At 47.8% G+C, this 24675-nt stretch carries 15 protein-coding genes and 6 pseudogenes; 8 read left to right on the top strand and 13 right to left on the bottom strand.

Features of this window, described 5'->3' with window-relative positions:
- The first annotated feature begins 24 nt into the window (after positions 1–24).
- The 3 genes from odhB to P6574_RS18610 all read left to right on the top strand — a co-directional run bounded on the left by odhB (position 25) and on the right by P6574_RS18610 (position 4541).
- Positions 25–1542 carry a 2-oxoglutarate dehydrogenase complex dihydrolipoyllysine-residue succinyltransferase gene (gene odhB, locus P6574_RS18620; RefSeq protein WP_310621720.1) on the top strand — a complete coding sequence of 506 codons (1518 nt, stop codon included), beginning with the start codon at positions 25–27 and terminating at the stop codon, positions 1540–1542.
- A gap of 87 nt (positions 1543–1629) precedes the next feature.
- Positions 1630–3030, top strand: coding sequence for a dihydrolipoyl dehydrogenase (lpdA, locus tag P6574_RS18615; protein ID WP_310621719.1), 1401 nt, complete (start codon positions 1630–1632; stop codon positions 3028–3030).
- Positions 3031–3560: 530 nt separating this feature from the next.
- On the top strand, positions 3561–4541 hold the full coding sequence (locus tag P6574_RS18610; protein ID WP_310621718.1) for a DUF2332 domain-containing protein: 981 nt from the start codon (positions 3561–3563) through the stop codon (positions 4539–4541).
- A gap of 353 nt (positions 4542–4894) precedes the next feature.
- On the opposite strand, the gene P6574_RS18605 is transcribed toward P6574_RS18610, so the two are convergent.
- The gene (locus P6574_RS18605; protein ID WP_310621717.1) at positions 4895–5800 is read right to left on the bottom strand and encodes an alpha/beta hydrolase-fold protein; all 906 of its coding nucleotides are present in this window, start codon (positions 5798–5800) and stop codon (positions 4895–4897) included.
- Positions 5801–6258: 458 nt separating this feature from the next.
- On the opposite strand from P6574_RS18605, the gene P6574_RS18600 reads away from it, so the two are divergent.
- Positions 6259–9117 carry a M10 family metallopeptidase C-terminal domain-containing protein gene (locus tag P6574_RS18600; protein ID WP_310621716.1) on the top strand — a complete coding sequence of 953 codons (2859 nt, stop codon included), beginning with the start codon at positions 6259–6261 and terminating at the stop codon, positions 9115–9117.
- A gap of 22 nt (positions 9118–9139) precedes the next feature.
- Here P6574_RS18600 and P6574_RS18595 read toward each other — a convergent pair whose 3' ends face one another.
- The 5 genes and pseudogenes from P6574_RS18595 to P6574_RS18575 all read right to left on the bottom strand — a co-directional run bounded on the left by P6574_RS18595 (position 9140) and on the right by P6574_RS18575 (position 13457).
- On the bottom strand, positions 9140–9829 hold the full coding sequence (locus tag P6574_RS18595) for an IS630 family transposase (protein WP_310621715.1): 690 nt from the start codon (positions 9827–9829) through the stop codon (positions 9140–9142).
- A pseudogene (locus P6574_RS18590) lies at positions 9830–10892 on the bottom strand (IS630 family transposase).
- 33 nt (positions 10893–10925) lie between these two features.
- Entirely contained in the window at positions 10926–11246 is a 321-nt protein-coding gene (locus tag P6574_RS18585; protein WP_310621714.1) for a hypothetical protein, read from the bottom strand.
- Positions 11247–11509: 263 nt separating this feature from the next.
- The gene (locus tag P6574_RS18580; RefSeq protein ID WP_310621713.1) at positions 11510–12706 is read right to left on the bottom strand and encodes an ABC transporter substrate-binding protein; all 1197 of its coding nucleotides are present in this window, start codon (positions 12704–12706) and stop codon (positions 11510–11512) included.
- 211 nt (positions 12707–12917) lie between these two features.
- The gene (locus P6574_RS18575; RefSeq protein ID WP_310621712.1) at positions 12918–13457 is read right to left on the bottom strand and encodes a VOC family protein; all 540 of its coding nucleotides are present in this window, start codon (positions 13455–13457) and stop codon (positions 12918–12920) included.
- Positions 13458–13716: 259 nt separating this feature from the next.
- Between P6574_RS18575 and P6574_RS18570 the strand changes: the two genes are divergently transcribed.
- The gene (locus tag P6574_RS18570; RefSeq protein WP_310621711.1) at positions 13717–14145 is read left to right on the top strand and encodes a hypothetical protein; all 429 of its coding nucleotides are present in this window, start codon (positions 13717–13719) and stop codon (positions 14143–14145) included.
- Between the two features lie 218 nt (positions 14146–14363).
- A pseudogene (locus tag P6574_RS18565) lies at positions 14364–15270 on the top strand (IS3 family transposase); the annotation flags it as partial.
- Between the two features lie 56 nt (positions 15271–15326).
- Here the strand turns inward: P6574_RS18565 and P6574_RS18560 are convergent.
- From P6574_RS18560 to P6574_RS18550, 3 genes and pseudogenes are all read right to left on the bottom strand, one after another.
- A pseudogene (locus tag P6574_RS18560) lies at positions 15327–16415 on the bottom strand (IS3 family transposase).
- Positions 16416–16661: 246 nt separating this feature from the next.
- Positions 16662–17651: an IS481 family transposase gene (locus P6574_RS18555; RefSeq protein ID WP_310621710.1), complete on the bottom strand. Its 990-nt coding sequence runs from the start codon at positions 17649–17651 to the stop codon at positions 16662–16664.
- Between the two features lie 150 nt (positions 17652–17801).
- Positions 17802–19016, bottom strand: a pseudogene (locus tag P6574_RS18550) (IS256 family transposase).
- 133 nt (positions 19017–19149) lie between these two features.
- Here P6574_RS18550 and P6574_RS18545 point away from each other — a divergent pair.
- Entirely contained in the window at positions 19150–20175 is a 1026-nt protein-coding gene (locus P6574_RS18545; RefSeq protein WP_310622113.1) for an IS110 family RNA-guided transposase, read from the top strand.
- Between the two features lie 284 nt (positions 20176–20459).
- Positions 20460–20711, top strand: a pseudogene (locus P6574_RS18540) (integrase core domain-containing protein); the annotation flags it as partial.
- 153 nt (positions 20712–20864) lie between these two features.
- Here the strand turns inward: P6574_RS18540 and P6574_RS22175 are convergent.
- From P6574_RS22175 to P6574_RS18520, 4 genes and pseudogenes are all read right to left on the bottom strand, one after another.
- Positions 20865–20990, bottom strand: a pseudogene (locus tag P6574_RS22175) (transposase); the annotation flags it as partial.
- Between the two features lie 73 nt (positions 20991–21063).
- Complete coding sequence (locus P6574_RS18530; RefSeq protein ID WP_310621708.1) at positions 21064–22014, bottom strand: FkbM family methyltransferase; 951 nt, start codon at positions 22012–22014, stop codon at positions 21064–21066.
- A complete protein-coding gene (locus P6574_RS18525; protein ID WP_310621707.1) occupies positions 22014–23564 on the bottom strand; it encodes a sulfotransferase in 1551 nt (516 codons plus the stop codon). Before P6574_RS18525 ends, P6574_RS18530 begins: the two co-directional genes overlap by 1 nt.
- Before the next feature lie 35 nt (positions 23565–23599).
- Positions 23600–24673, bottom strand: a complete 1074-nt coding sequence (locus tag P6574_RS18520) for a hypothetical protein (protein ID WP_310621706.1) — start codon at positions 24671–24673, stop codon at positions 23600–23602.
- Positions 24674–24675 lie beyond the last annotated feature (2 nt).

The following is a 24675-nucleotide window of genomic DNA, read 5'->3' as shown; positions in this document are numbered from 1 at the left end:
CCCATAAATGAGAAGAGACAGAAAATGGCGACGGAAATTCGTGTGCCCACACTGGGAGAATCCGTAACCGAAGCGACCATTGCTCAATGGTTCAAAAAGCCGGGTGATGCAGTAAATGCTGACGAGCCTTTGGTGGAACTGGAAACGGACAAGGTAACTGTTGAAGTGCCTGCTCCTGCTGCCGGTACTTTGCAGGCCATCATGGTCAATGAAGGTGATACGGTTGAAGTTGGCACATTGCTTGGTGAACTGGCTGAAGGAGCTGGCGCTGCTGCACCAGCAGCAACTGCCGCCGCTCCTGCCGCTACAGCACAGGCAAACGCAGCTGCTGCTGCCCCTGTTGATGTTCTGGTTCCACATGCTGGCGAGAGCGTCACCGAGGCTGAAGTGGGCGAATGGTCCGTTAAAGTTGGTGATGTTGTTAAAGCCGATGACATTCTGGTTGAACTGGAAACAGACAAGGCCGCACAGGAAGTGCCAAGCCCTGTGGCTGGCACTGTGGTTGAAATTGCACAGACAACCGGCGCAACTGTTGAGCCGGGCAACCTGCTTTGCAAAATCGCACCGGGTGCCGGCGCTGTTGTTGCCCCGCAAGCTGCTGCTCCTGCACCTAGCGCACCGGCGCCTGCAGCACCTGCGGCAACGTCCATGCCTGCTGCGCCTTCTGCTGCAAAGATGATGGCGGAACAGGGCATTAACGCTGGTCAGGTTGCCGGTTCAGGCAAGCGCGGTCAGGTTCTCAAAGGTGACGTGATTGCAGCTGTTGCAAGCGGCGTGAATGCAGCCCAGCCTGCATCAACTCCTGCGGTCTCCGTTCGTGCACCATCTGCACCTGCAGATGAACAGCGCGAAGAACGCGTACGCATGACCAAACTGCGCCAGACAATCGCGCGTCGTTTGAAAGATGCCCAGAACTCCGCTGCCATGCTGACCACTTATAACGAAGTGGACATGAAGCCGATCATGGATCTGCGCAAGCAGTACAAGGACATCTTCGAGAAGAAGCACGGCGTTAAGCTTGGCTTCATGGGCTTCTTTGCAAAAGCAGTGACCCATGCCTTGAAAGAAATCCCAGCTGTGAACGCCGAGATTGATGGCACTGACATCATCTACAAGGACTACGCCCATATCGGTGTTGCTGTTGGCACACCTAAGGGTCTTGTTGTTCCTGTGGTTCGTGATGCGGACCAGATGTCGATTGCCGAAATCGAAAAGAACATCGGTGATCTTGGACGCAAGGGCCGTGATGGCAAGCTTTCCATGGCAGACATGCAGGGCGGCACATTCACCATCTCCAACGGTGGTGTTTACGGCTCCCTCATGTCCTCCCCAATCCTGAACGCTCCGCAGTCCGGTATTCTGGGCATGCACAAAATTCAGGAGCGTCCTGTGGCCATCAACGGTCAGGTTGTGATCCGTCCGATGATGTATCTGGCTCTTTCTTACGACCACCGCATCGTGGACGGTAAAGAAGCTGTTACCTTCCTTGTGCGCGTGAAAGAAAGCCTGGAAGATCCGCAGCGTCTGGTGCTGGACCTTTAATAAGTTTTGCAAGTGCCCGGAGTGATCCGGGCATTTCCCGTTATGTGCCGGTGAAACCGGCTAAGAATAATTCTCAAGGATACTTATATGTCCTACGATCTTATTATTATCGGAACTGGCCCCGGTGGTTATGTTTGCGCGGTGAAGGCGGCTCAACTGGGCATGAAAGTGGCCGTTGTTGAAAAGCGCAAGACCCACGGCGGCACCTGCCTCAACGTTGGCTGTATTCCTTCCAAAGCATTGCTGCATGCCTCTGAGATGTTTGAGGAAGCTTCCCACTCCTTTGAGAAGCTTGGCATTAAGGTTGGCAAGCCCGCAGTGGACTGGCCAACCATGCAGGCCCACAAAACCTCTGTGGTTGACGGCAATGTTTCCGGTATTGATTACCTGTTCAAGAAGAACAAGATCACACCGCACATCGGCACAGGCCGCATTGTCTCTGCTGGCAAGGTGGAAGTGACAGCCGAAGACGGTTCTGTAAGCATTGTTGAGGGCAAGAACATCGTCATCGCCACCGGCTCTGATGTGATGCCGTTGCCGGGCGTGGAGATTGACGAGAAAACCATCGTGTCCTCTACCGGCGCACTGGAGCTTGAAAAAGTTCCTGCCAAAATGGTTGTTGTTGGCGCTGGCGTTATCGGCCTTGAGCTGGGTTCCGTTTATGCCCGCCTTGGCGCGCAGGTAACCGTTGTCGAATTCATGGACAAGATCCTTGGCGCAATGGACGCAGACGTTTCCAAGCAGTTCCAGCGTATGCTGAAAAAGCAAGGCATGGAGTTCAAGCTGTCTTCCAAGGTGACCGGCGTTTCCAAAAAGGGCAAAGGACACGAGGTTTCCGTGGAGCCTGCCGCTGGCGGCGAAGCCCAGACACTGGACGCGGATGTTGTGCTGGTTGCCATTGGCCGCAAGCCGTACACCGACAACCTTGGTCTTGCTGAGGCAGGTGTTGCGCTGGACGAGCGTGGACGTGTGATCACCGACAACCACTTTAAGACCAACGTTGAGGGCATCTACGCCATCGGCGACGTGATTGCCGGCCCGATGCTGGCACACAAGGCCGAGGATGAAGGCGTTGCTGTTGCCGAAATCCTTTCCGGTCAGGCAGGGCATGTGAACTATGACGTGATCCCGGGCGTTGTGTACACCTCTCCTGAAGTCGCTTCCGTTGGTAAAACCGAAGAAGAGCTGAAGGCCGCAGGCGTGAACTACAAGGCGGGCAAGTTCCCGTTCACCGCCAATGGTCGTGCCAAAGCCATGCTGAAAACAGAAGGCTTTGTGAAAGTTCTGGCAGACGCAGACACCGACCGCGTTCTGGGCGTTCATATTCTGGGCCATGGCGCTGGCGAAATGATTCACGAGGCCTGCGTTCTCATGGAATTCGGTGGTTCCTCCGAAGACCTTGGCCGCACCTGCCACGCGCACCCAACCATGTCGGAGGCGATAAAAGAAGCTGCACTTGCAACCTTCTCCAAGCCCATCCACATCTAGGTGCTACGCATAAAACTTCAAAAAGGGCTGGCCACTTGGCTGGCCCTTTTTTGTTCTGCCCCCGCAATTTGATAGGGCTTGGTGTAACAAGCCCTGTTGATTTGGTGGAAGATGTTTGAAGAACTGGGCTAAGTCCCATCAAAATTACCGTAACCGATATTTTGGAAAGCAAAATAAAGGCCATATGGCTTGGTCAAGGTAGGCTGGGTATGGACCAAGGACCCGAGGAGAAACCTTGATGAGTCGTTTCAAGCAGGTGATTGGCAACAAACTCCGGTTACGGAATGTCAAAAACCAAAGGACATGGGCTTGAGTTAGCATCACTGTTCTTAACATCATGGCCTCGCTCGGGCGCCTGCGTTTGATAAGGCTTCTGAATGACCACATTCTTGGGGTTGGGTCAGATTTAGGGTAAACTCGAATAGTGCAACACAGCTATGCTGAAGTTATATTGAATTGGTTAGACCATAGTATGCTTGTGAGCTTCCTAAGAAATTGCAAAATCACATCTTAAGGAAGGATTTTGGGTGGTGACAGTTTTAGATCAAGCACTTGAACATGGTTATTTTGCTTTTGCTGCTCGCGAGGCTAAAGACAATTCACCAACCTATGAACGATGGGCAAACCATATTGCCATATCACCAGAGTATCATGAATTTCTTGTCGCTTTACCGGAAGAAAAGCGACAACCCAATCTTCTTTTCGCCGCGATCAGATGGGCGGCAGGTCGTGTTCCCGAAGTCTTTGAGCTAAACGAGACCTTGCGCAATCATGCCTCTGCGATCAGGCAGGAAATGTTGCGTCGCAGCACACAAACCAATGAACCCGGTCGCTGTGCTGTCCTGCTGCCGCTTCTCTCCCGCTTACCACAGCCAATTGCATTGATAGAAGTGGGGGCTTCTGCCGGTCTTTGCCTGTTTCCCGATCTTTATGCCTATGATTACAACATGAACGCACATCAGCTAGGGCAGGACCCTGCCGAGCCTGATACGCCGGTGTTGCACTGTTCAGTGACTGGTGCCGCACCCTTGCCAGTTAAAAGACCAGATGTTGTTTGGCGTGCCGGGTTGGACCTGAATCCGTTGGATCTTGAAGACGAGGACGCAGTCCAATGGCTGCAAACGCTTGTCTGGCCGGATCAGGACGCTCGCTTGCTCCGCCTAGAAAAAGCAATTGCTGTTGCAAGACAACACAAGCCCAGACTTATCAAGGGCGACCTTCTCGACGATCTTCCAGCTTTACTGGAACAGGTCCCCTCGGGAACCACGCCAGTAGTTTTCCATAGCGCGGTTCTCTGCTATGTGCGTGATACAGATAAACGGGATGCATTCATTAAAATGCTACTCGGCTCTGATGTTCACTGGATCTCCAATGAGGGCTCCAGAGTCATTACCCGTTTTGCTGATAAGGTAGCTGGTCCTCACCCTTCAGGCCGGTTCCTCCTGTGTGAAAACGGCGAACCCTGCGCCTGGACAGGCCCTCACGGTCAGGCATTGGAATGGATCGGGTAAGTCTGCTTTCCAGCTGACGAGCTCACAAAAAGCAACGGTGTTACCGGTCAAGTACATTGACCGAGATGTCCCCCCATCTTGTAACCGCTATGAAAGTTCCATCTAGACATTTACGAAAATGGGTTCCCCATCGGGTAGGCTTTCACAACTGGATACACAAGGCCTCTGGGTGTAAAGCGGAATTCGCGGCGGGAATACTGTCCTTTGTAGGCGGGTTCGATAAAAATACTGATCTTCGCTTTCTCCAGTCCAAGACTTCAAACTTCAAACATTGGGCTGCTAAGCTGACATGTTAAGCATGTAGAAAAAGGGCCGGCCGTTTGGCTGGCCCTTTTTGTTAGAAGCCTTGGATACTATTGCTCGTTCCCATAGACCTGAGCAACGCGCTCTTGGGACATGAAGCAGAAGGGGTCGTGTTGGCAGCTGGTCACGGTAAGCGTGTGGGCGATGCCGAGCGTATTCAAATACTTGTCAAAGTTTGCCGTGAACTTGGAAGGGGCTGCCATTTTTCCAGAAAACAGCGAGACCTTAACTGGGTGTGCACTCGCGTTGTCCGCATAGTTTTGCGAGGCGAGCCACGGGGAGTGACTGTTGAAATCTGCTTCGGAGGCAAACATGTTTTCAACGATGTGATCACGCATGTTGTTCAAGCTCTCCCAGTTATGAATGGCTCCGTCCCAACTGGTGATTTTGGAGAATTTTTCGGGATACTTGAACCCGATTTTCGTTGCGCCAAAGCCCCCCATGGAAAACCCTTGAATGAAGGTATTCGACCGATCCTTTGACACAGTGTAGGTGGCCTGAATGTGGGGCATGATGGTGTTGAGGATCTGGCTCTCAATCATTTCATGACCGGAACTTGAATCCGACCACATGCTGAAACCAAAACCGTCATAGGGCGCGACGATGACAGCAGGGTCAGCGCGCCCTTCCTTCACCAAGGCTTCCATCTGGTTGGCGAGAACGCGGACATCCGCCTCGACCATGCCCTTCGCGACCTTCCAGGGAAACGGCATGGCACCGTGCAGGTGGTAGATGGTGGCGTAAGGCTGCGCGGGAGTGTCAGTATACCCTTCGGGCAGATAGACATAGTATTTCAAACCGTTTTCAGGTTCGAAAAGGGTTAGCTGGCCTTCGGGCCGTTCAGGACGATTTAAGAAATACCCTTCCACAAAAGACAGGGGACCGAATTTGATCGCCCAAAACGCAGCACTGCCCAGAATGAGCAGGATAATCAGAACTCCATAGAGCCACTTCATGTTAGCCTCATTTCTCTTTGGCCTTCAAAAGCCAATTAAAAACAACGCCCCCATTATCTATCGGTCTTTGTGCCTCCTATGGCACCCAAGACACCAGATCCCGTTGGCAAAAATGTGCACGGCCATCGGATTACTGAATGTAAATGCTCTGAAGTAAGTTAGAGCAGCCTCTGACCAATACAAGCCAGATGTAGGAATTCATATTATTAAATATAATTAAGGCATAAATGTAGTAAAGCGAATGAGCCGTATTAAAGGCTTCTCAATTATTAAGCCTCATAGGTGGCTTTAAAATAGTACCCTTACCCTGCATATGACCTGACTTTCCGAGCGGCTTCTATTCCTACCAATGGATAATGTTTTATATATAAAAAATTGTACAAATATAAGTAACACTCATATATTGCGGTTTTGAAAGTAGTGTTTTTCCGCAGTGACACAGATTCTGGACAAATTTTATGAGCTATAAATCTCCCGCTCCCTCTACAAAATCAGCGAATAACTTTGTATTCGAAGCAAGTGATGCACCTGATAGTATATTTACACCCTACCATATAGATGTTGGAGGTACTTTTGGGGGGGTGATAAATTCATATCATGATCACGACTTTATAAAGATTACATTGACTGAGGGAGAGGTCTATGAAATCTCTCTAACTGCTACGGTGGGTAACACTAGTCCAGATACCAGTCTGACTTTATATTCTCAATATGGAAATCCTGTGGCTTCGTACTGGGAGGACGGAATTAACAGCACTTCCCGTTTAGTATATAGAGCTTTTGAGACCGCCGTTTTCTATATAGAGGCTGAAACAATCTGGGATAGAGGTCATGGAGCCTATACTCTTAATGTAAATCCATTGGAAATAGTCGATGGTGGTATTTTTTCTAGTGATGAAATTAGTGCACAGTTGACCGATGGCTACTGGAACTCACAAGGGGATGAGCGCGCTTCATTTGATGTGAATCCAGGTGAAGCTCTGACTGTCAACTTGTCTTCCTTACCTAATAATGAAGCATATTTGGCCCAAGTAGCACTTGAAGCTTGGACTATGGTAACTGGTATCAATTTTAACTTTGTTCTTGGCACAGCAGATATTACGTTTCAAAATACAGAAGACGGAGCTTTTTTTGATTCTGCCTTTACAGGTGAGACACTTACCTCATCTGTTGTAAATATATCTTCAGATTGGCTAAATTTTTATGGATCAACCTTGGATAGCTATTCTTTCCAAACGTATCTCCATGAAATTGGTCATGCTTTGGGCTTAGGGCATGCTGGAAATTATGACGGTAACGCCACCTATGGGTTTGATAATCATTATGATAACGATTCATGGCAGGCCACGGTCATGTCGTATTTTAGTCAGGAAGAGAATACGAATATAGATGCCAGTTATGCATATGCCGTGACGCCTATGATTGCAGATATCTTGGCAATGCAAGAACTCTATGGTGTTGCGGGCAATATTCGCGTTGATGATACCACTTATGGAGAAAACTCTACAGCAGGTGGGTATTATGATCAGATCACCAATCTGGAACAGAGCGTCACGTTCACCATCCTTGATGATGGTGGATATGACACTCTTGACCTTAGCTCGACTTATGCGGATCAAAATATTTCTCTGCTAGATGAGAGTATTTCTGACGTCTACGGCCTGGTCGGTAACCTTTCCATAGCACGTGGAACAATCATTGAAGAAGTGATCTCCGGCTCCGGTAATGATACTTTGATTGGTAACGTGGCAGATAATTCCATTAACGGAGGTGCAGGTGAAGACTTTATGGCAGGCGGCCTAGGTAACGATACTTATGTTGTCAACAATATGGGGGACACAATTGAAGAGTTGGCGGGTGAGGGTATTGACCATGTTTTCTCGTCAGTTACCTATGTTTTACGGGAGCACTCACAGCACCTTGAAAATCTGACATTGACCGGTGACGCTGATGTGGATGCTATTGGCAATGGACAGAATAACACTCTTATCGGTAATTCCGGGGACAATATTTTAAACGGTGCATGGGGCGATGACACGCTAATAGGCGGTGCCGGGAATGACACTTTTGAAGACTTTGAAGGCGCTGACCATATGGTCGGAGGACTAGGTAGTGATACTTATATTGTCAACAATGCGGGGGACACAATTGAAGAGTTGGCGGGTGAGGGTATTGACCATGTTTTCTCGTCAGTTACCTATGTTTTACGGGAGCACTCACAGCACCTTGAAAATCTGACATTGACCGGTGACGCTGATGTGGATGCTATTGGCAATGGACAGAATAACACTCTTATCGGTAATTCCGGGGACAATATTTTAAACGGTGCATGGGGCGATGACACGCTAATAGGCGGTGCCGGGAATGACACTTTTGAAGACTTTGAAGGCGCTGACCATATGGTCGGAGGACTAGGTAGTGATACTTATATTGTCAACAATGCGGGGGACACAATTGAAGAGTTGGCGGGTGAGGGTATTGACCATGTTTTCTCGTCAGTTACCTATGTTTTACGGGAGCACTCGCAGCACCTTGAAAATCTGACATTGACCGGTGACGCTGATGTGGATGCTATTGGCAATGGACAGAATAATACTCTTATCGGTAATGCCGGGGACAATATTTTAAACGGTGCATGGGGCGATGACACGCTAATAGGCGGTGCCGGGAATGACACTTTTGAAGACTTTGAAGGCGCTGACCATATGGTCGGAGGACTAGGTAATGATACTTATATTGTCAACAATGTGGGGGACACAATTGAAGAGTTGGCGGGTGAGGGTATTGACCATGTTTTCTCGTCAGTTACCTATGTTTTACGGGAGCACTCACAGCACCTTGAAAATCTGACATTGACCGGTGACACTGATGTGGGTGCCATTGGCAATGGACAGAATAATACTCTTATCGGTAATGCCGGGGACAATATTTTAAACGGTGCATGGGGCGATGACACGCTAATAGGCGGTGCCGGGAATGACACTTTTGAAGACTATGAAGGTGATGATCATATGGTCGGAGGCCTAGGTAATGATACTTTTTATAGTGGTATTGGAGATGACTTATTAGAAGGCGGTAATGGTCGTGATACTTTTATTTTCTCAAAAGGATCCGGGGTCGATACTATTACCGATTTTACTCAGGGAGAGGACCTTATTGAGTTAGATGAGACACTTTTTACTGACTTTAATAGCCTTATTTTGGCGGCGGAAAATAGAGGCTTAAGTACAGTTATTAACTTAGATGACGAATACCAGATAGTGCTAGAAGGTATTCAGGTAGTAGACCTTCAGTCAGAAGATTTTACTTTCGTTTAATTGTAATTAGAGTCATCAGCCATCAAGTTGAGTCATATCCAGCGTGAGTTATATAGTTTGTGCATTCATCCTGTGTGACTTGGCTCAGCGCCTTCTGAATGGCTTTACATAGAGTGTCGAAGCACGGCGCTTCGGCACTTCTGACCAACGCTTTAATTTTGGCAAAAAGCATTTCAATCGGGTTGAAGTCTGGAGAGTATGCGGGCAGGAAGCGTAGTTCTGCACCTTTGGCCTCAATAGCGTTTCGTGCTTCAGCGTTTTTGTGAACATTTAAGTTATCGCAGATGACAATATCTCCCGCTTTGAGAGTTGGGACAAGGGCCTGCTTTACCCAGGCCGCAAATGCCAAGCCATGCATGGGGCCTGACAGGAGCATCGGGGCATCAATGCGCCCTAGACGCAGGCCGGCGATAAAACTGTTGTTCTGCCAATGCCCATAGGGCACGGATCCGAAACAGGGTTGCCCGCGTGTCGACCGTCCCTGCAAGCGGGTCATTTTTGTATCAAAGCCGCTTTCATCAATGAAAACCAGCGATCCCAAGTCAAGAGTTTTCATTGCACCCTGCCACTCTTCGCGGGCCTTCGTGATATCTTCACGGGTTCGCTCTCTGGCAATAAGTGTCTTTTTTCGCGTTAAGCCGTGCCGGGACAGCAAATTGCTCAGGGCACTTTGTGAGGCTGAACTCCCTTTGGCCGCAAATATCAACGGCATTTATGATTGACCTACACTAGCCCAGTTTCTGTAGCCGATTGATGTGATTGTGTGGGGCTGTTGAACAAGCTTGTTCCAAGCGTTACAGGCAGCATCGACAATTTCCTGATAGTTTTCAAAGCTTCGATTAGAAAGCCAGTTTTGCCGTAAATACTGCCAAATGTTCTCAACCGGGTTGAGCTTCGGAGAACGGGATGGAAGCAATAAAATGGTTATGTTGTCAGGTAGTTTCAGTTTTGCTGTTGTATGCCAACCCGCCTGATCCATCAGGACCACCGCGGCGCCCCTTTGGTAATGTTTCGGCTGATCTCTGCCAGATGTAACTGTATGGCATTTGTATTGGCTTTGAGCAAAACAAGAGCAACCCCTTTGCCGTGGGCGGGGCAGATGGCCCCGAATACATAAGTTGATTGATAGCGCCCGTCGCTGGGAGCCCGTGGTCTCGTTCCTTTTTTTGCCCACCTTCTGGTGAGCCCATTTTTTTGACCAATGCGGGCTTCGTCCTGCCACCAGATTTCCATGGATGTTTGTGAGGGCAAGCGCGCTTTTATTTCTTTAAGCCGGGCATGGAAGTTTTTTTATATGTCTCCATAACTTGCTCGTCCTGTGCCGGGTGCTGTGGCCGAACGCTGACCCGAGAAAATCCCAGAACTGTGAGGAGGCTTGAAATAGCCCTTTCGCTATAGCTGACCCCAAACTTCTGCTCGATCACACCTTGCAGATCCCGCCGACGCCAGCGAATTACGCCGTGTTGTTGTAAATCAGGCCCAGCCTCAACCAGATCTGCAAATTCAGCCATTTGCTCTTTATTTAACCACCGGACACGGCCCGGGCTCTTACGATTGTACAGGCCGTGCGGCCCTTCTGCGTTAAACCGATGCACCCAGTCTCGCAGTGTTTGGCGGTCCATGCCGCCCATGCGTGCCGCCTCCAAGCGCGACAACCCATCATAAACAGCAGCAAGAGCAAGAAGGCGGCGGCTCTGCCTGACATCCTTACTTTGACAAGCAAGAGTTCGTAACGAAGAAGCATCATAGTCTCGGCGCAATGGGATCGCTGACATTGGGAATCTCCTTTCCCAATGTTGAATCACAATTCAAGTGATTTGGGAATCCTCATCCCGAGTCAAAAACAGGTGCCGTTGGTATAAGATACTCACCAGCTCATGTAAAAAGATATCTGGTTGGGAGCGAACACACGAGACAATGAAGGGTGCATGCCTTTCAAGGGAGGCGGAGCGGTGGTCCCCACCCATTGGCAGGGCTTCACAGCGGTTCTCCCTGCGCCAGATCCATGCCCAACGTGTAGCTGTAGAGCGAGCAATCATTAGCCTACGTCCCGCTGCACTTGCTGACATCCCCGTATCCAAAAGAATAATAAATCGTTTCCGTAAGTTTCGTGAATATGGCTTCCCCATTCATACCGACCTCCCTAAACGGCTGGTTGATTGAATCAGAAAAAACAGAAAGGGAATCTTACGACTCAAGCTGAAGCACGGTGACTCTAGAGTAGGTCAATCATAAATGCCATTGGTATTACTGAATAAAATACAAATGGGAAGAAGATAAGAAAAGTAACCAAATAGACTGGACGGAGCGCGCCAACACACGTTACTCCTCGTCCCTTATTTGAAAAGCATGCCCCACCGGACCTCTCCAGTAGGGTATGAGGTATATTGGATCACTGCGCTGACAGAGACTGTTTAACCTGCACTCCAACACTCTCGGGAACCCACGAAGTCCAAAGCGCTTCATTCTCTTTCAAGAAAGAGACAGCTGCGTCATCAGGCGTCCCCCCTGTCTCACGCATATAGGCAAGTGCATCAGAAACAACAGAGCTTGTGGTGTTATAGTTGGTGAGGAACTTGGAGATTTCCGGTGCCTCACTAGAGAATTTAGTATTGGCGAACACGTGTACGGATGCCAACGGGTACGGAGTTGCCTTCGTCACCTTTTCAGGGTCAGATTCAGCCAGAATCGCATCCCAGGTTGCCTGATCGAATTCAGGCTCCCGCAGCTGGTAAAGATCGTTTTGATATTTGCCCAACAGCCAGGTCGGCCCCCAGTAATAGAACAGAACCGGCTTTCTCCGCTTCAAGCTGGATTCAATTGCCGCAGAAAGCGCTGCACCACTGCCGGGGCGAAAGTTTGTAAAATCATCAGCCAACTTGTATCCAACCAGCCTTTTGGTATTGGTGACCTCACAGGCCCAACCCGGTGTACAATTATAAAATCGGCCCATTCCCGGCTCTTCAGGGTCAGCAAACAGCTCTTTGTACTGGGCGAGGTCTTCAACGCCTTTCAGCCCCTTTGCCGGTGCGTCGTCTCCCTCAACCAGATATTTGGGAATAAACCAGCCCTGCATGGAATCGGGATAATTCACACCAAGGTCCACAAAAGCGTTTTCGTTCAACCCCTTAATCAAGGCCTCGGGAGAGCTGCTTGGAACAATCTCCATGGTCACATCAACATTACCTCGGGCCATGCCGTTAATAAGGGGAATGAGAGAGCCTGGAATAATATCCGTTTCACAGCCATATCCCTCTTCCAGAATATACTGGGCAACAGAGTTATGGAACGCAGCTGAATCCCAGTCTAGTCCGGCAAAGACAACGGGTCGGTCGATTTCACAGCTGTCCGTACTTGCTGAAGCAGCACCCATAGATCCCATCAAAAGCGCAGCCAGTGAGGCGCAGGCAAATCCAATTTTTTTCACGTTCCCCTCCAATACCGAGAACTCATTCCATGTAACACTCAAAGGTTCCAGATTTATGCCAGCACCATCCGCCGCTACCCCAAACAGATAGTTCAACAGGGCTACTTCTATTGAGTAGGCCCTAAGCAGAATTGCCCACGACAAACCTAGGATCGGCCGCATATATGATATGAAACGGTCGTTTCAATGTTTTAGGTGTTACGTTTAAAGAACACAGTGTCTCATTGACTGAACAACAAGGTGCGACTGCCCTTGCTTTAAAGCATGCCCTGGAGAGAACACCGCGTTCCCTTGCTATCACGCTTTGCGCTCTAACCTACTTATTTTAAGAGAATTATTATTGTTTGATTGCGCCTGACGAGCGGACCGTGCTTCAGTTCATCCACTGGGCCAGTTCAACGGTAATACCCTCAGGCCCTGTCAGAAAGACCAGTTTCCTGTTGTTGAATTCCAGTATTTCCGTACGAGGTTGAATGCCAGCCTCCTCCAACTCTTCGACCTTCCCCTCAAGGTCATCAACCGAAAAGCACAGATGGTTGTAGCCAGTTTTATTCAGCGAGAGCGCATCAGATGCGATTGTAGGCTCAGGATTGCGATAATGCAGAAGCTGTATTTCAAACCGCGGTGAATGCCCCTTCAAAACCAGCGTCACATGGTCAGCTTCCATCCCCTCAACACCCATGTACGGTGAAAATGTATCCCCGTTGATGACCACCGCATGGGTTTCTTCAAAGTCCAGATGCCCGAAAAACAAACGCGCCTCGGCAAGGTCACGAACGACAACTGTAACATGATCAGGGTGCATTTTATTGATCCTTGTGAACTGCAAGGTTCGAGCAAGTAAGAAGGTTGGAAACGCATCCACACCAAACTTGCTGGCCAGAGTAACCTTTGCATCGGTGAGATGCTTCATTGAAACACTTCAACGATGGAAGCTTTTTGTTTTCGCGCGTACCTCAATTCGAAAACCGAAGCCCACTTTTCGGCGATATCCTATAGCCTAAAACAAAGATGCTAATGCGGCATAAACTCCAAGCGGCGGAAGGAGAAAGGTTGCTGTTTGCAGGGAAAGCAGATCTTGAGAACAGGTTCTGTGAAACACAACCTTAGCTCTCTTTCAAAAAAACAGAAAAACACATAGCTGAGAGCCCTCAAGTTTTTAGGGGGCACAAATGGAAGTATCAACACTTAGAGCCGGGTTCTTCGATCACAACCGAAGATTAACACGATTACCGTATTTTGGTCATTCAATCCTAATAGGTCTGACTGCACTTATTCTCTCGTTAGGCGGTTTAACCGTTTTCGCTCTCAACCAAGGTAGAATAATCTCTGTTGGTCCAAGCCAAGACGCATTAACACTCTCCTTCTATATGTTTTCAGCCCTTTTCTTGATTGTCAGCACAGTAAAGATTATGCAGCGCTTAAATGATCTCAAAAAGGACAAGCGGTGGGCATTCGTATATACAGCGATTTTTTCTGTACCTTTATACACCCTATCAATAGGGGGTATTTCATCTGTTACGACCGATTTTATCGGGCTTGTCGCAATGCTCTATCTCACTTTTGCCCCCTCTAGGTATAGAACTGCTGATGAGGCTTAGTGAAAGGTGGCTGAAGAAATTTGGACAAGTATTCGAAGTGCATTTCATTTCTGACCCACTTCGCCAAGCCCCATCAAACTCCACTATTGTATTCTACATAGGACGTATCGCCGGAAAGTGGATACCGGTTTTCGGTTAAAGATGCGCACCTAAAGGTAATCCCCTCGTAAATTGATCGAGTTTAGAAGTAGGGAGAAAGCGGTGTTCCGGTTGTTTAGCTGCACCACGAGCATGGTATGAGCGCACAGCGCTTTTATAAACAGTGGTCTGGATACTCCAATGATTTCGCAGATGAAGTCTACGCAAGACGAACTTCGCCGGTTTAAAAAGATGCCTGCCGAACTGTCTTTGCAAAAATAAGCTTTTGAAGGAAGCTCTGGCAAAAAAACTGAAGCCATCTCAGCGCAAGGAAATGGCTGTGTTTGCTATTGAGACAAAAGGAATTTCAATTGCTCTGGCGTGCTGCACCTTTGGTGTGAGTAAGCGCTGCTACCGTTATAGACGGCGCCTTTGCGACGAGAATACAGTCATAGCTGACTGGTTGGTGCGTTTAACGACAATCAATAGGATCTGGGGTTTTGGGTTGTGGTTTTTATATCTACGCAACCTCAAAGGTTTTAGCTGGAACCATAAGCGTGTCTATTGCATAGACTGGGAATTGGAGCTGAAACCGCGCAAGCGCCTGAAAAGCTGATGGTACCCTCCGGTATTAATCAGATGTGGTAGATGGATTCCATGTCAGACCAATTGGAAGACACCAGACGATTGCGTACCCTCAATATTCTGGATGACTTCAACCGGGAAGGGTTGTGTATTGAAGTTGACTTTTCTCTCCCCGCGCTCATGGTGGTGCGCGCGTTGAAGCAGGTAATTGAATGGCTAGGCAAACCACTTGTGATCCGTATCGATAATGGCCCGGAAAACATCAGTGAATCTCTGTTGTCATGGGCTAAATCGAAAGGGATCCAGATCCGCCATATCCAGCCAAGAAAGCCGGCTCAAAATGCCTATGTCGAGCGCTATAACAGAACAGTCAGGCAGGAATAGCTGGATCAAAACTGCTTTGAGACCATCGAACAAGCTCAAAGAGAAGCCACAAACTGGCTCTGGACATATAACAACTGACCTGAGACCCAGTTTTCCTCCACGTTTCGTGAGGATCCATGGTTTGTACTCAAGCCTCATGCGGCTATCATTTCCAGCCCTATCTGCCCTTCAAACTCGGCTGGGGTTAGGTTGTCCAAAGACAAGTGCGGTCTTTGAGTGTTGTAGTCGTATTTCCAAGCCTCAATTTCTGCCCTAGCTTCGCTCAGTGATGAGAACAGCGTTTCATTCAAGCACTCATCTCGAAAGCTGCCATTAAAACTTTCGACTAAAGCATTTTGCATGGGCTTGCCTGGTGCAATGTAATGCCAGTTAATATTTGTATCCTGACAGAACTTCAGCACCGCAGAACTGGTCATTTCAGTACCGTTGTCCGAAACTATTATCGTTGGCATTCCCCGCTTTGCGATAATGGCTTCAACTTCGCGCACAAGACGCGCTCCGAAGATAGAGGTGTCGGGAACAAGAGACACACATTCGCGGCTATAATCATCGACGACAGCTAGAACTCTAAAACGTCTGCCATCGGTAAACCCATCACTGGCTCCAACACTCATTGGTTTTTGACGGCACGACAATGGGCCTGCGAGTTCCAAGCGCGCGTTTACGACCTCCTCGTTTGCGCTCCTGCAGCCCTTCCTCTCGATACAAACAACTCAGCTTCTTCAGGGTCATAACCACCCCCTGACGTTTTAAAAGAATATGGATCCTGCGATATCAGAAACGGCGGCGTTCACTGGCCAACTGTCTGATAGCTTCACGCTACGGCTTGTCATCAGGACGAACACTTTTGTAATGCATTCTGGAGCGATCAACCTGAAGTCCAGAACAGGCCCGCCGCTCGCTCACACCAAAGCTCTGACATAAAAAGGCAACCGCTTGGCGTGAAGCAGCGGGCCCTACCACTTTCTTGAATTAACATCACGTAGCATAGCGTTATCCAGCATAGCTTCGGCAAGTAACTTCTTAAGCTTGGAATTTTCACCTTCCAAAGCCTTCAGCTTGCGGGCATCTGAAACCTCCATGCCGCCATATTTTGACTTGTACTTGTAGAACGATGCTGTGTTGATCCCATGCCTGCGACACACTTCTGCTGTTGGAACACCGCTTTCCTGTTCCTTGTTCATGCTGATGATCTGCTCTTCCGTAAAACGCGAACGCTTCATATCCCACCTCAATGTTAGGTAGAATCCTTCCACAAACTGGAGGAAATTCAGAGGAGCAGGTCAGGTTCTTTACGACTTCGACATCCGGCGATCACGGCCGTGCCACCATTGGCTTGGCAATGCTCACGAATACGATCGCCGTCATAGCCTCGATCCGCGATCAAAACCTTGGCGGCAGGTCCATCCCAGTCATAAAGGAGGCCATATGGAGCTCACCCCTAATTCCGGACAATCAAGTATACTCACTTAGATGTTTAGTCCCGCGAGCAGATGGTGTGGTTGTTTTATAAATCTGTCCGGCTCTTGTGTCCATTGTCTGGTAATATAGTCGAAGGGTGTTAGGCCCCGAAGAGCCTTGAGGCGCTTGGCGAAGTTATAGGCCTGAATAAATGTGTCCAGATGGGCTCTTAGTTCGTTGTGTGTGCGGTAATAGTAGCGCCGAACGGTTGCTTCTTTAAGGGTTCTGTTCATGCGCTCGACCTGGCCATTTGTCCACGGATGGGCTGGTTTGGTAAGCCGGTGGTCAATGTCATTTTGGGCACAAGCCAGAACAAATGCATGAGCACGAAACAACTGGCCTGTTGTGAGCAAATGTTGAACCTCACTGGCGTTCCAGCTGTACCCTTTGGGGTCAGTGAACTGGGTGCCGTTATCGGTCAGCACGGTATGGATCTTGTAGGGAACCGCTTCAATAAGGGCCCGCAGAAAGGTACTGGCAATCCTTCTGGTGGCTTTTTCAAAGAGTTTGACAAAGGCGAACTTTGAGGTTCGGTCAATGGCAACGAACAAATAGAGCTTGCCTTCTTGCGTACGAACCTCAGCAATATCAAGATGAAAGTAACCAATTGGATAGGCTTTGAAGCGTTTCTTGTTCGCTTTCATATCCGGTGGTGGCAGGCGCGAAATCCCATGGCGCTGGAATAAGCGATGCAGGGACGAGCGGGTCAACTTCGGGATCGTTTCCTGCAGAGCATAAAGGCAGTCATCGAGTGGCAATAAAGAGTGCTTGCGAAAAGCGACACACGCCGCTTCTTCTGCCACGCTCAGGACTGTGGAGCGGGGATTCTTCCGCCCCATAGGTTGATCTTCCACGCTATTGCGATATTTCCACTTCATCACCGTTTTGGGATTGATGTTATAGCGCCGGCTCAACTCTTTGATGGTTGCATCCGATTTTTGTATGGCTGATCGAACCGCGTGAGTAGTCGTGGCGCTGCCGTGTAATACCTGTCCCATAGCCCCTCCTTACAAGATGGTGTCAACGATAAACTGATTCCATCTTCTCGCGGGACTAAACATCTAAACTGCGGCAAGTTGAAGTCCTGACGGGGCAAGGAATGGCGCGCATGGATGGGTAGTGTCAATAATCTTTCGCACTTTTTGTTTTCAAGCAACGGCTCCGGTTTGATCTTCGGTGTCCTCGAAGAGTGGCTTCATGTTCATGTAGCGTTTTGTGGCCTATGTGGTTCCAGCGATGTGCCTTAATCTGGCGGCCGCTAGGTTAAGGCAGGACTTTCCGTCTGGAAACGCCCCAACTACCCGGGTTCTGCGACGAATTTCTTTCATGATACGCTCCAGTGGATTGTTTGTTCGGATCTTACGCCAGTGGCTGTCAGGAAAGGCATAAAAGCTCAGCGTCTCGCCAATGTGGTTTTCAATAAGTTCTGCGGCTTTCGTCATTTTCCGCGAACGTAGGTCAGCGATGACAGCCTCCGCTTTTTGCTGAGCCGCCTGATGGCTTTCCTACGCATGGATCGCCTTGAGCATATGGCTCACCTCCCGTACTTTGGTGGAGGGTAGTTAAGAAAATACATTACGGTAGCGAGAAGGAGCTGAAAACGATCCAGTGAATCGTTTTCCCTTGGAGCGAACCATACAACGCTGCCAGCGGGCCTCAGGCAAATACTCTTCAATGCTTTCAATCAACCCACGGCAGGCATCGGAAATGATTAATTGCACACCGGAAAGGCCGCGATCTATCAAATGGCGTAGAAATGACGACCAGCCAGACTTATCTTCCTTGGCCCCCTCTTTGATCCCGAGAATCTGGCGATATCCTTCTGAATTGACAGCCGAAGCCACCAGCAATGAAACATTGCGTACTTCCCCAGCCCAAGTGCGCTTCATCACAATGCCGTCCAGATACAGGTAAGGGTGGTTGCCCTCGATGGGGCGCTGGCACCATTGCTCGATCTTGGCATAGATCTTCTTATTGTGGTTGGATACTGTACCTGGCGACACCCGCGTGCCCCACAGAGCCTCGGTTATATCTTCTACACGGCGTACTGAGACGCCGGCCAGATATATCTCGATAAGCGCTTCTTCTACCGAGCTTTCCCGGCGCTGGTAACGCTCGATGATGGCCGTCTCAAAGGCTTGCTTGCGCAGCTTCGGCATCTTCAGTTTCACCGGCCCTGCCTTGATATGCAGAGAGCGCTCATAGCGTCCAGCCCCGCACAATTGGTCGGCTTCCGCATCCAGCATCGCATTCAAGGCCTCTTCAACCGTGCCACGCACCATCTCGCCAAGATGGTCCTTGATCCGCGCCTCATCAATGCGGATGACGTTGTTCAATTCCTTCTGCTTATCACTCTCATCCATAATTTGATCCCCTCATCCAGTGTGAGTGGAACCGAACTCAAAAGCAAATGTGATGGAGTGGATGCCCCACCCGGCGGCATCGCAATGTGCCATATTTACGATTGAAGCAATCGAAGATTGGGAAGGGACATCCATGGCAGAGGTTAGCATTATAGGTTTAGATTTGGCAAAGCACAGTTTTCAAGCTCATGGTGCGGCACCAGACGGCAAGGTTTTATTTCGACGGAAATTGTCACGCGGGCAGATGTTACCGTTCTTTGCCAAACAAGAACCTTGTGTTGTGGCAATGGAAGCTTGCGCTACTGCCCATAGTTGGGGGCGAGAAATTCGCGCTCTGGGGCATGATGTTAAATTGATTCCCCCAATCTATGTGAAACCATTTGTAAAACGTCAAAAAAACGATGCAGCTGACGCGGAAGCCATTGCGGAAGCAGCGTCGCGCCCCACAATGCGTACGGTTCCGATAAAATCAAAGGATCAGCAAAGTCGCGCCGTGTTATTCCGTAGCCGCGATCTTTTTGTGCGTCAACGTACTCAGTTGATCAACGCCTTGAGAGCTCATTTGGCTGAGTTTGGCTGCCTCGCACCAAGAAAGGCGATACACGTTAAGAAACTGGCTGAGGCTTTGAATGCTCCGAACAGTGACCTGCCTCCTGTGGTGCTTCAACTCGGTCAGATCTACCTGGAGCAAATTGCACTGCTCACAAACCGGATCCAGTCCCTGGAAAAGCAGCTTCGAATAGAAGCGAACCAGGACAAGGCTGCGCAAAGATTGCAAACCATGCCCGGAATAGGGCCGATAACGGCCATGGCGGTTACAGCATTTGCCCCATCAATGAGCACGTTCCGCCGAGGGCGGGACTTTGCCGCATGGCTGGGGCTTGTGCCAAAACAATATTCAACAGGGGGAAGGCAGATCTTGGGCCGAACCTCGAAAATGGGCCAGCGCGATATCCGAAGGCTTTTGATCATCGGAGCTATGGCACTCATTGGTGCTGCCCGGCGGACGGGGAGGCCAGAAAGCTTATGGCTTGGAAGAATGCTTGAAAGAAAACCAAGTATGGTGGTGGCTATCGCGCTTGCAAACAAAATGGCTCGTAGATTGTGGGCTATGTTGGTCAAAGATGAAGACTACCGAAACCTGTCCCCGGCTAAATAGGTGCTTCAGGACAGGTCCGTCGGGATGTGAGGAGGGCTTTGAGCAGTAAGGGTAAACGATCGACTAGATCCGACTTGGCATAACCAGTCTTTCGCACCGGGCAAAAAGCCCGCAAATGTGTATTGGAGCCAAGTTGCGTATCTCCATACCGGCCCGCGGCAAATGCAGCGCCGCACAACGAGGCCTGACAGATGACCGCAACCGATCACATGCCAAAATTGCTCGAAAAACAACTTGCAAAACACGGGGCATCCACAGATGCGAAAAATATTGTACGTTATCAAGCCGTCGGAGCCCAAACAGCCTACATTGAGCCAGGATCGCCTTGGGAAAACGGATATTGCGAAAGTTTCAATGGGCGAATGCGTGATGAATTATTGAATGGAGAAGTCTTCTACTCGCTACGTGAAGCCCAAATAATCATAGAACGCTGGAGGAAACACTACAATACCAAACGACCGCATAGTGCTCTGGGCTACCGCCCACCAGCTCCGGAAGTCATTATTCCGATAGACCAAAGGCCAACCATGCACTAACTTTCAAAGCGGACCACTCAATAGGGGTTGCTCAACCGGAATACCACTTTCTCCTTGCTTTAAGATTGCAATGATCTGCACATCGCTAAAACGAGATTTCTTTATAAAATAAGTCCTCAAATATGAAGCAACAATATCTCTACTTTTAAACTCGATCAAATTCCGGGGGGGAATACCCAGCTCATTTGCAACCTTGCCCAAAGTTACCTCTGTCTCATAAAGACGCTCCACAGCTGCTGCTTTATACTCGTCCGTGTACTTTCCCCGTTTCCTGCTCATTCCCATCTCCTGATACAATCAAGGTTACTATACTCGATTGTCCGGAAATTGGGGTCTCAGGTCACTGTCAGATCTAGTTTGAACTTCTACAAATAAGATATTCCTCAAACCTCTCGCCCAAGGCCATCCGAGACAATAAAGCGATCAATTCGGCTTTAGAAAAGTCAAACCATGCTTCTCGACACCATCGAGGAGTTTCGAATAGGGCTTGGCGTAATTCATGTTTTGTTTGTGGATGGCGTATAATAAGTTCATCCGCGTCAATTGAGGACATAAATTTCTTTATTCTGTCGTCAGTAGCGCCAACAAGCGCCGCCTCATAAACACCGGGGTAAATGAGGTTTTCCGAACCATTAAAGTTGTCCCTTCTGAAGGCCGGAAATGCAACGTAAAGTGGTCTATACCCTAGAGCAATAAACATTGAAAATAGCTCCAAACTTCTAGTGTCCTCATTACATTCTGCCCAGATTACAGGTTTTTTACTACGAATATAATCAGCATCACTAGCTAGGGCCTCCACTTCACTCCCTTCAATATCCAATTTGAGGAGAGAATAGTCTCCATGTTCTTCTCTCAAATGCCAAAGAGGTTGTGAACATATTGCGCCAACAGAGTTTTCATCACAAGTGATGAAAGATTGAGCTCCATTATTGTTTTCTTGATTTAAGGGCTGCGGACACATCCATCCATGATACTGCCCCACAGCACACTTTTCTAAAGCCCAAGGGGTGTCCATATTCTGATTGAGGTTCCACTCCAAATAGTCCTGAATATGAATATTCGCTTCCACAGCAAGTACTTTAGAAACCTTAGCATGATTCAGTAATCCTAGTGAAAAGGTGCCCAAAAAAGCCCCTAGATCAAATAGGGTGTCACTCTTGGTCACTAACCTTGAAAAAAGGGCGCTTTCTACCGCCCCCCATTCTCCTTGCTCAGAGATAGCCCTTACAATTAAGTCATCAGGCCAGTTGGGTATTCGAAGGTTGCCATACTTCGACGCCACATGTTTAACTTCACTGTTCATCATTTTATTTCATTTGGTAAAAGATTTGAAAATGTAGGAAACTTTGAGTACATAGACGTGAAACGTTCAGCCATAATATGAATAACGATATCTGGGTTTTCCTTCTGTATAACATCATCGTACACTAAGCCTTTGTGCCAAATAAACAAACTATCTGAGAAATGTTCGGCAAGAAGTTCTACTATATAGTCCGATGTAGAATCCCTGAATATCACAGCTTTGGGGAGAGACTTATCAGGTTGCGCAAATCGGAAAGTCTCTCGTTTACCAAGATGTTCCAGATATTTCGTATCTACAGAAATTCGCTTTGCTTTTTTCTTATCTGCAGGCAGTTGATATCTTACTAAATGCTCAAGTTTGTTATCTAAACTAATAGCTTTCCAAGCGCCATTAAAGACATCTTTCGTTTTTGGGTCCATCTGATTGAAGACATCTCCAGCATATGAGGCCAGAGTAGGGGTTAAATCATTCAAAGAGATCGATTTTCTTTTCTTTTTCTCCGTCTGACAGAGATCTGAATTATTAATAGCGTCAACAATTGCCTGATATACGAAGAATGCTCCCAACCAGTTTGTGTGGCTATCACCTTTAAAGTATACGAAACCTCGTGACTTTGCGTCCTTTAGCAGACCCTCAAGATAATATACGAAATCAAGTGATTGTAGTTGTTTTGCTGGACGATTGTGGTTCTCTTTTTTGTCAGAGAAAATTTTGGGTAAGTATTCAGGGTAAACAACCGATTTCTCCGGTATAATAAACTTTAAATAATCAATAGACCTTTTTTGAAGACTCGTAAATCGTTTTTGCAAGACATTTTTTGCACTATTTACTTGGTCAGTACTCCAACGATTATCTCCATATAAAAAGTCAAAGAACTCTGCACTATCGTTTATTAGATAGGTCCATCCGAACTCTGATAACATACCTTTATAAGGAGAAATTTCTTGCTTTATATAGGACAAATAATCATTGCAGCTTGTATTATAAAAAGTCGCTCGTGAAGACCAAATACCATTTTCGTAATCGTTCGTTCGATTTCCCCACCCTAAAGGGAAGCTTTTAGGAAGGTTTAGAAAATCTGATATAATCTGCCCATTCTGATCGGTTGGATCATCAATACATATCTCACAGAACTTTAGACCTTTTTGAGAAGCTAAGTTACGTATATCTTTATTAACCGACCTACAGCGCTTTGTTAACTCATCAATGTTTTGATCTATTTTGAATTGAGAAAAAATACTTTCCATACTCTTTTTCCAAATGGCATTACTGCTTCTGGTCGAGAGAATAAAGTAAGCATCAGGATAAAGTTTGATTAGATCTTTATAGAAAATTCTCAACTGACAATCAGAGAATGCATTATATGCAGAATTATCAATAAAACTCTTCAATTTATGCAAGTTTTCTTCGTAATATAAATGAGCAAGCTCTGAAGTGTCACTTTCATTAAAAAAATTATGAATTAAATTAAATCCAACCGTTTTTAGGAATTTGTGAATTGTAGTTATTCCAGTTCGGGACTCCCCAAGGACAAACAACAAATCTTTCATTTTAGTTACCAATCCAAAAAATCAAGTCATGTGAATTAAACGGCTTCAAAACCCCTTTTGCCCACGTCAGTAAACAGGCTTGTGTTCGTTTCTACCCAGCTGTAGTAGCTGTTAGTGCCTGTTCTCAATGGCTCACAAAACGCTTTCTGTAAATCTTTCCGACGTCTATACAATTCTCTTACAGCTTTAGGAATTTTTGTGCCATTATCGAAGGTACCATAGTACCACCAGCCTTTTGGAATGCCCGCTTCACTAGCCACAATCACTTGATTTTGGTACCACCACCACAACTCATATATCTCGGTATTGTTCTTGGCGTAGCGCTGGGTCATCGCGTCCCCTACCGGTCCAAGCTTTGTGAAGTGGTAAAACCTTAAAGGTACGCCATTTATCAACGCATTTCCATCTTCATCATAATGCATGGTTCTATGACTCAGATTCCAACTTGCTACATTATAACCAGGATCTCTGAGTACTTTAACTCGATCAAAGAAACATGGTACAAGGTTGCACCATTTTTGATCTACGAAAAGTCCAATGTCCAACCGGTCATGGCACCAATCAGTTAATCTTTCATCCCACCACTGCGCAAAGCGCCTGCCTTCATGATCGCTTTTGATTGCAACAAATCCCAGATTAAACACACCATAATCAAGCGATGTAATCTCGTTATCTCGAATGGCTGTTTTATGGTCCTTAGGGTCAGGTTCTGTTTGGTGCGGGGTAAGAACAATCGAATATTCATCTAGCAACGACACAACATCATTCATATCGTTAAAGACTGCTATATCTGGATCAAAATAAAACAGTTTTTCACAGTCACTTTTGTCTAAAATATGAGTACTTGCACGCCCCTTTACTGCTGTGCAGGCTTCCACGATATCATGACCAAATAACCACTGTTCAGTTTCTTCGCCAAATAGCTCTTCTGCTGTTAATACCTGATCATAATCCTCATTCGATAAATCGAGTGTAAAATTTTCAGGTTCCTTATCTGTCAGAACCAGCCATATGGTCCAATCGGGGTGGACCCTGCGTAGTGATGAAGCAAGAACACGTGCTCGATTGAGATAACTGAACGAACAGCTCGTAAATGCGTGAATTGCCATTA

The sequence above is a fragment of the Pseudovibrio sp. M1P-2-3 genome, assembly GCF_031501865.1.
GTDB lineage: Bacteria > Pseudomonadota > Alphaproteobacteria > Rhizobiales > Stappiaceae > Pseudovibrio > Pseudovibrio corallicola.
This window is presented reverse-complemented; position numbering and strand designations above follow the sequence as displayed.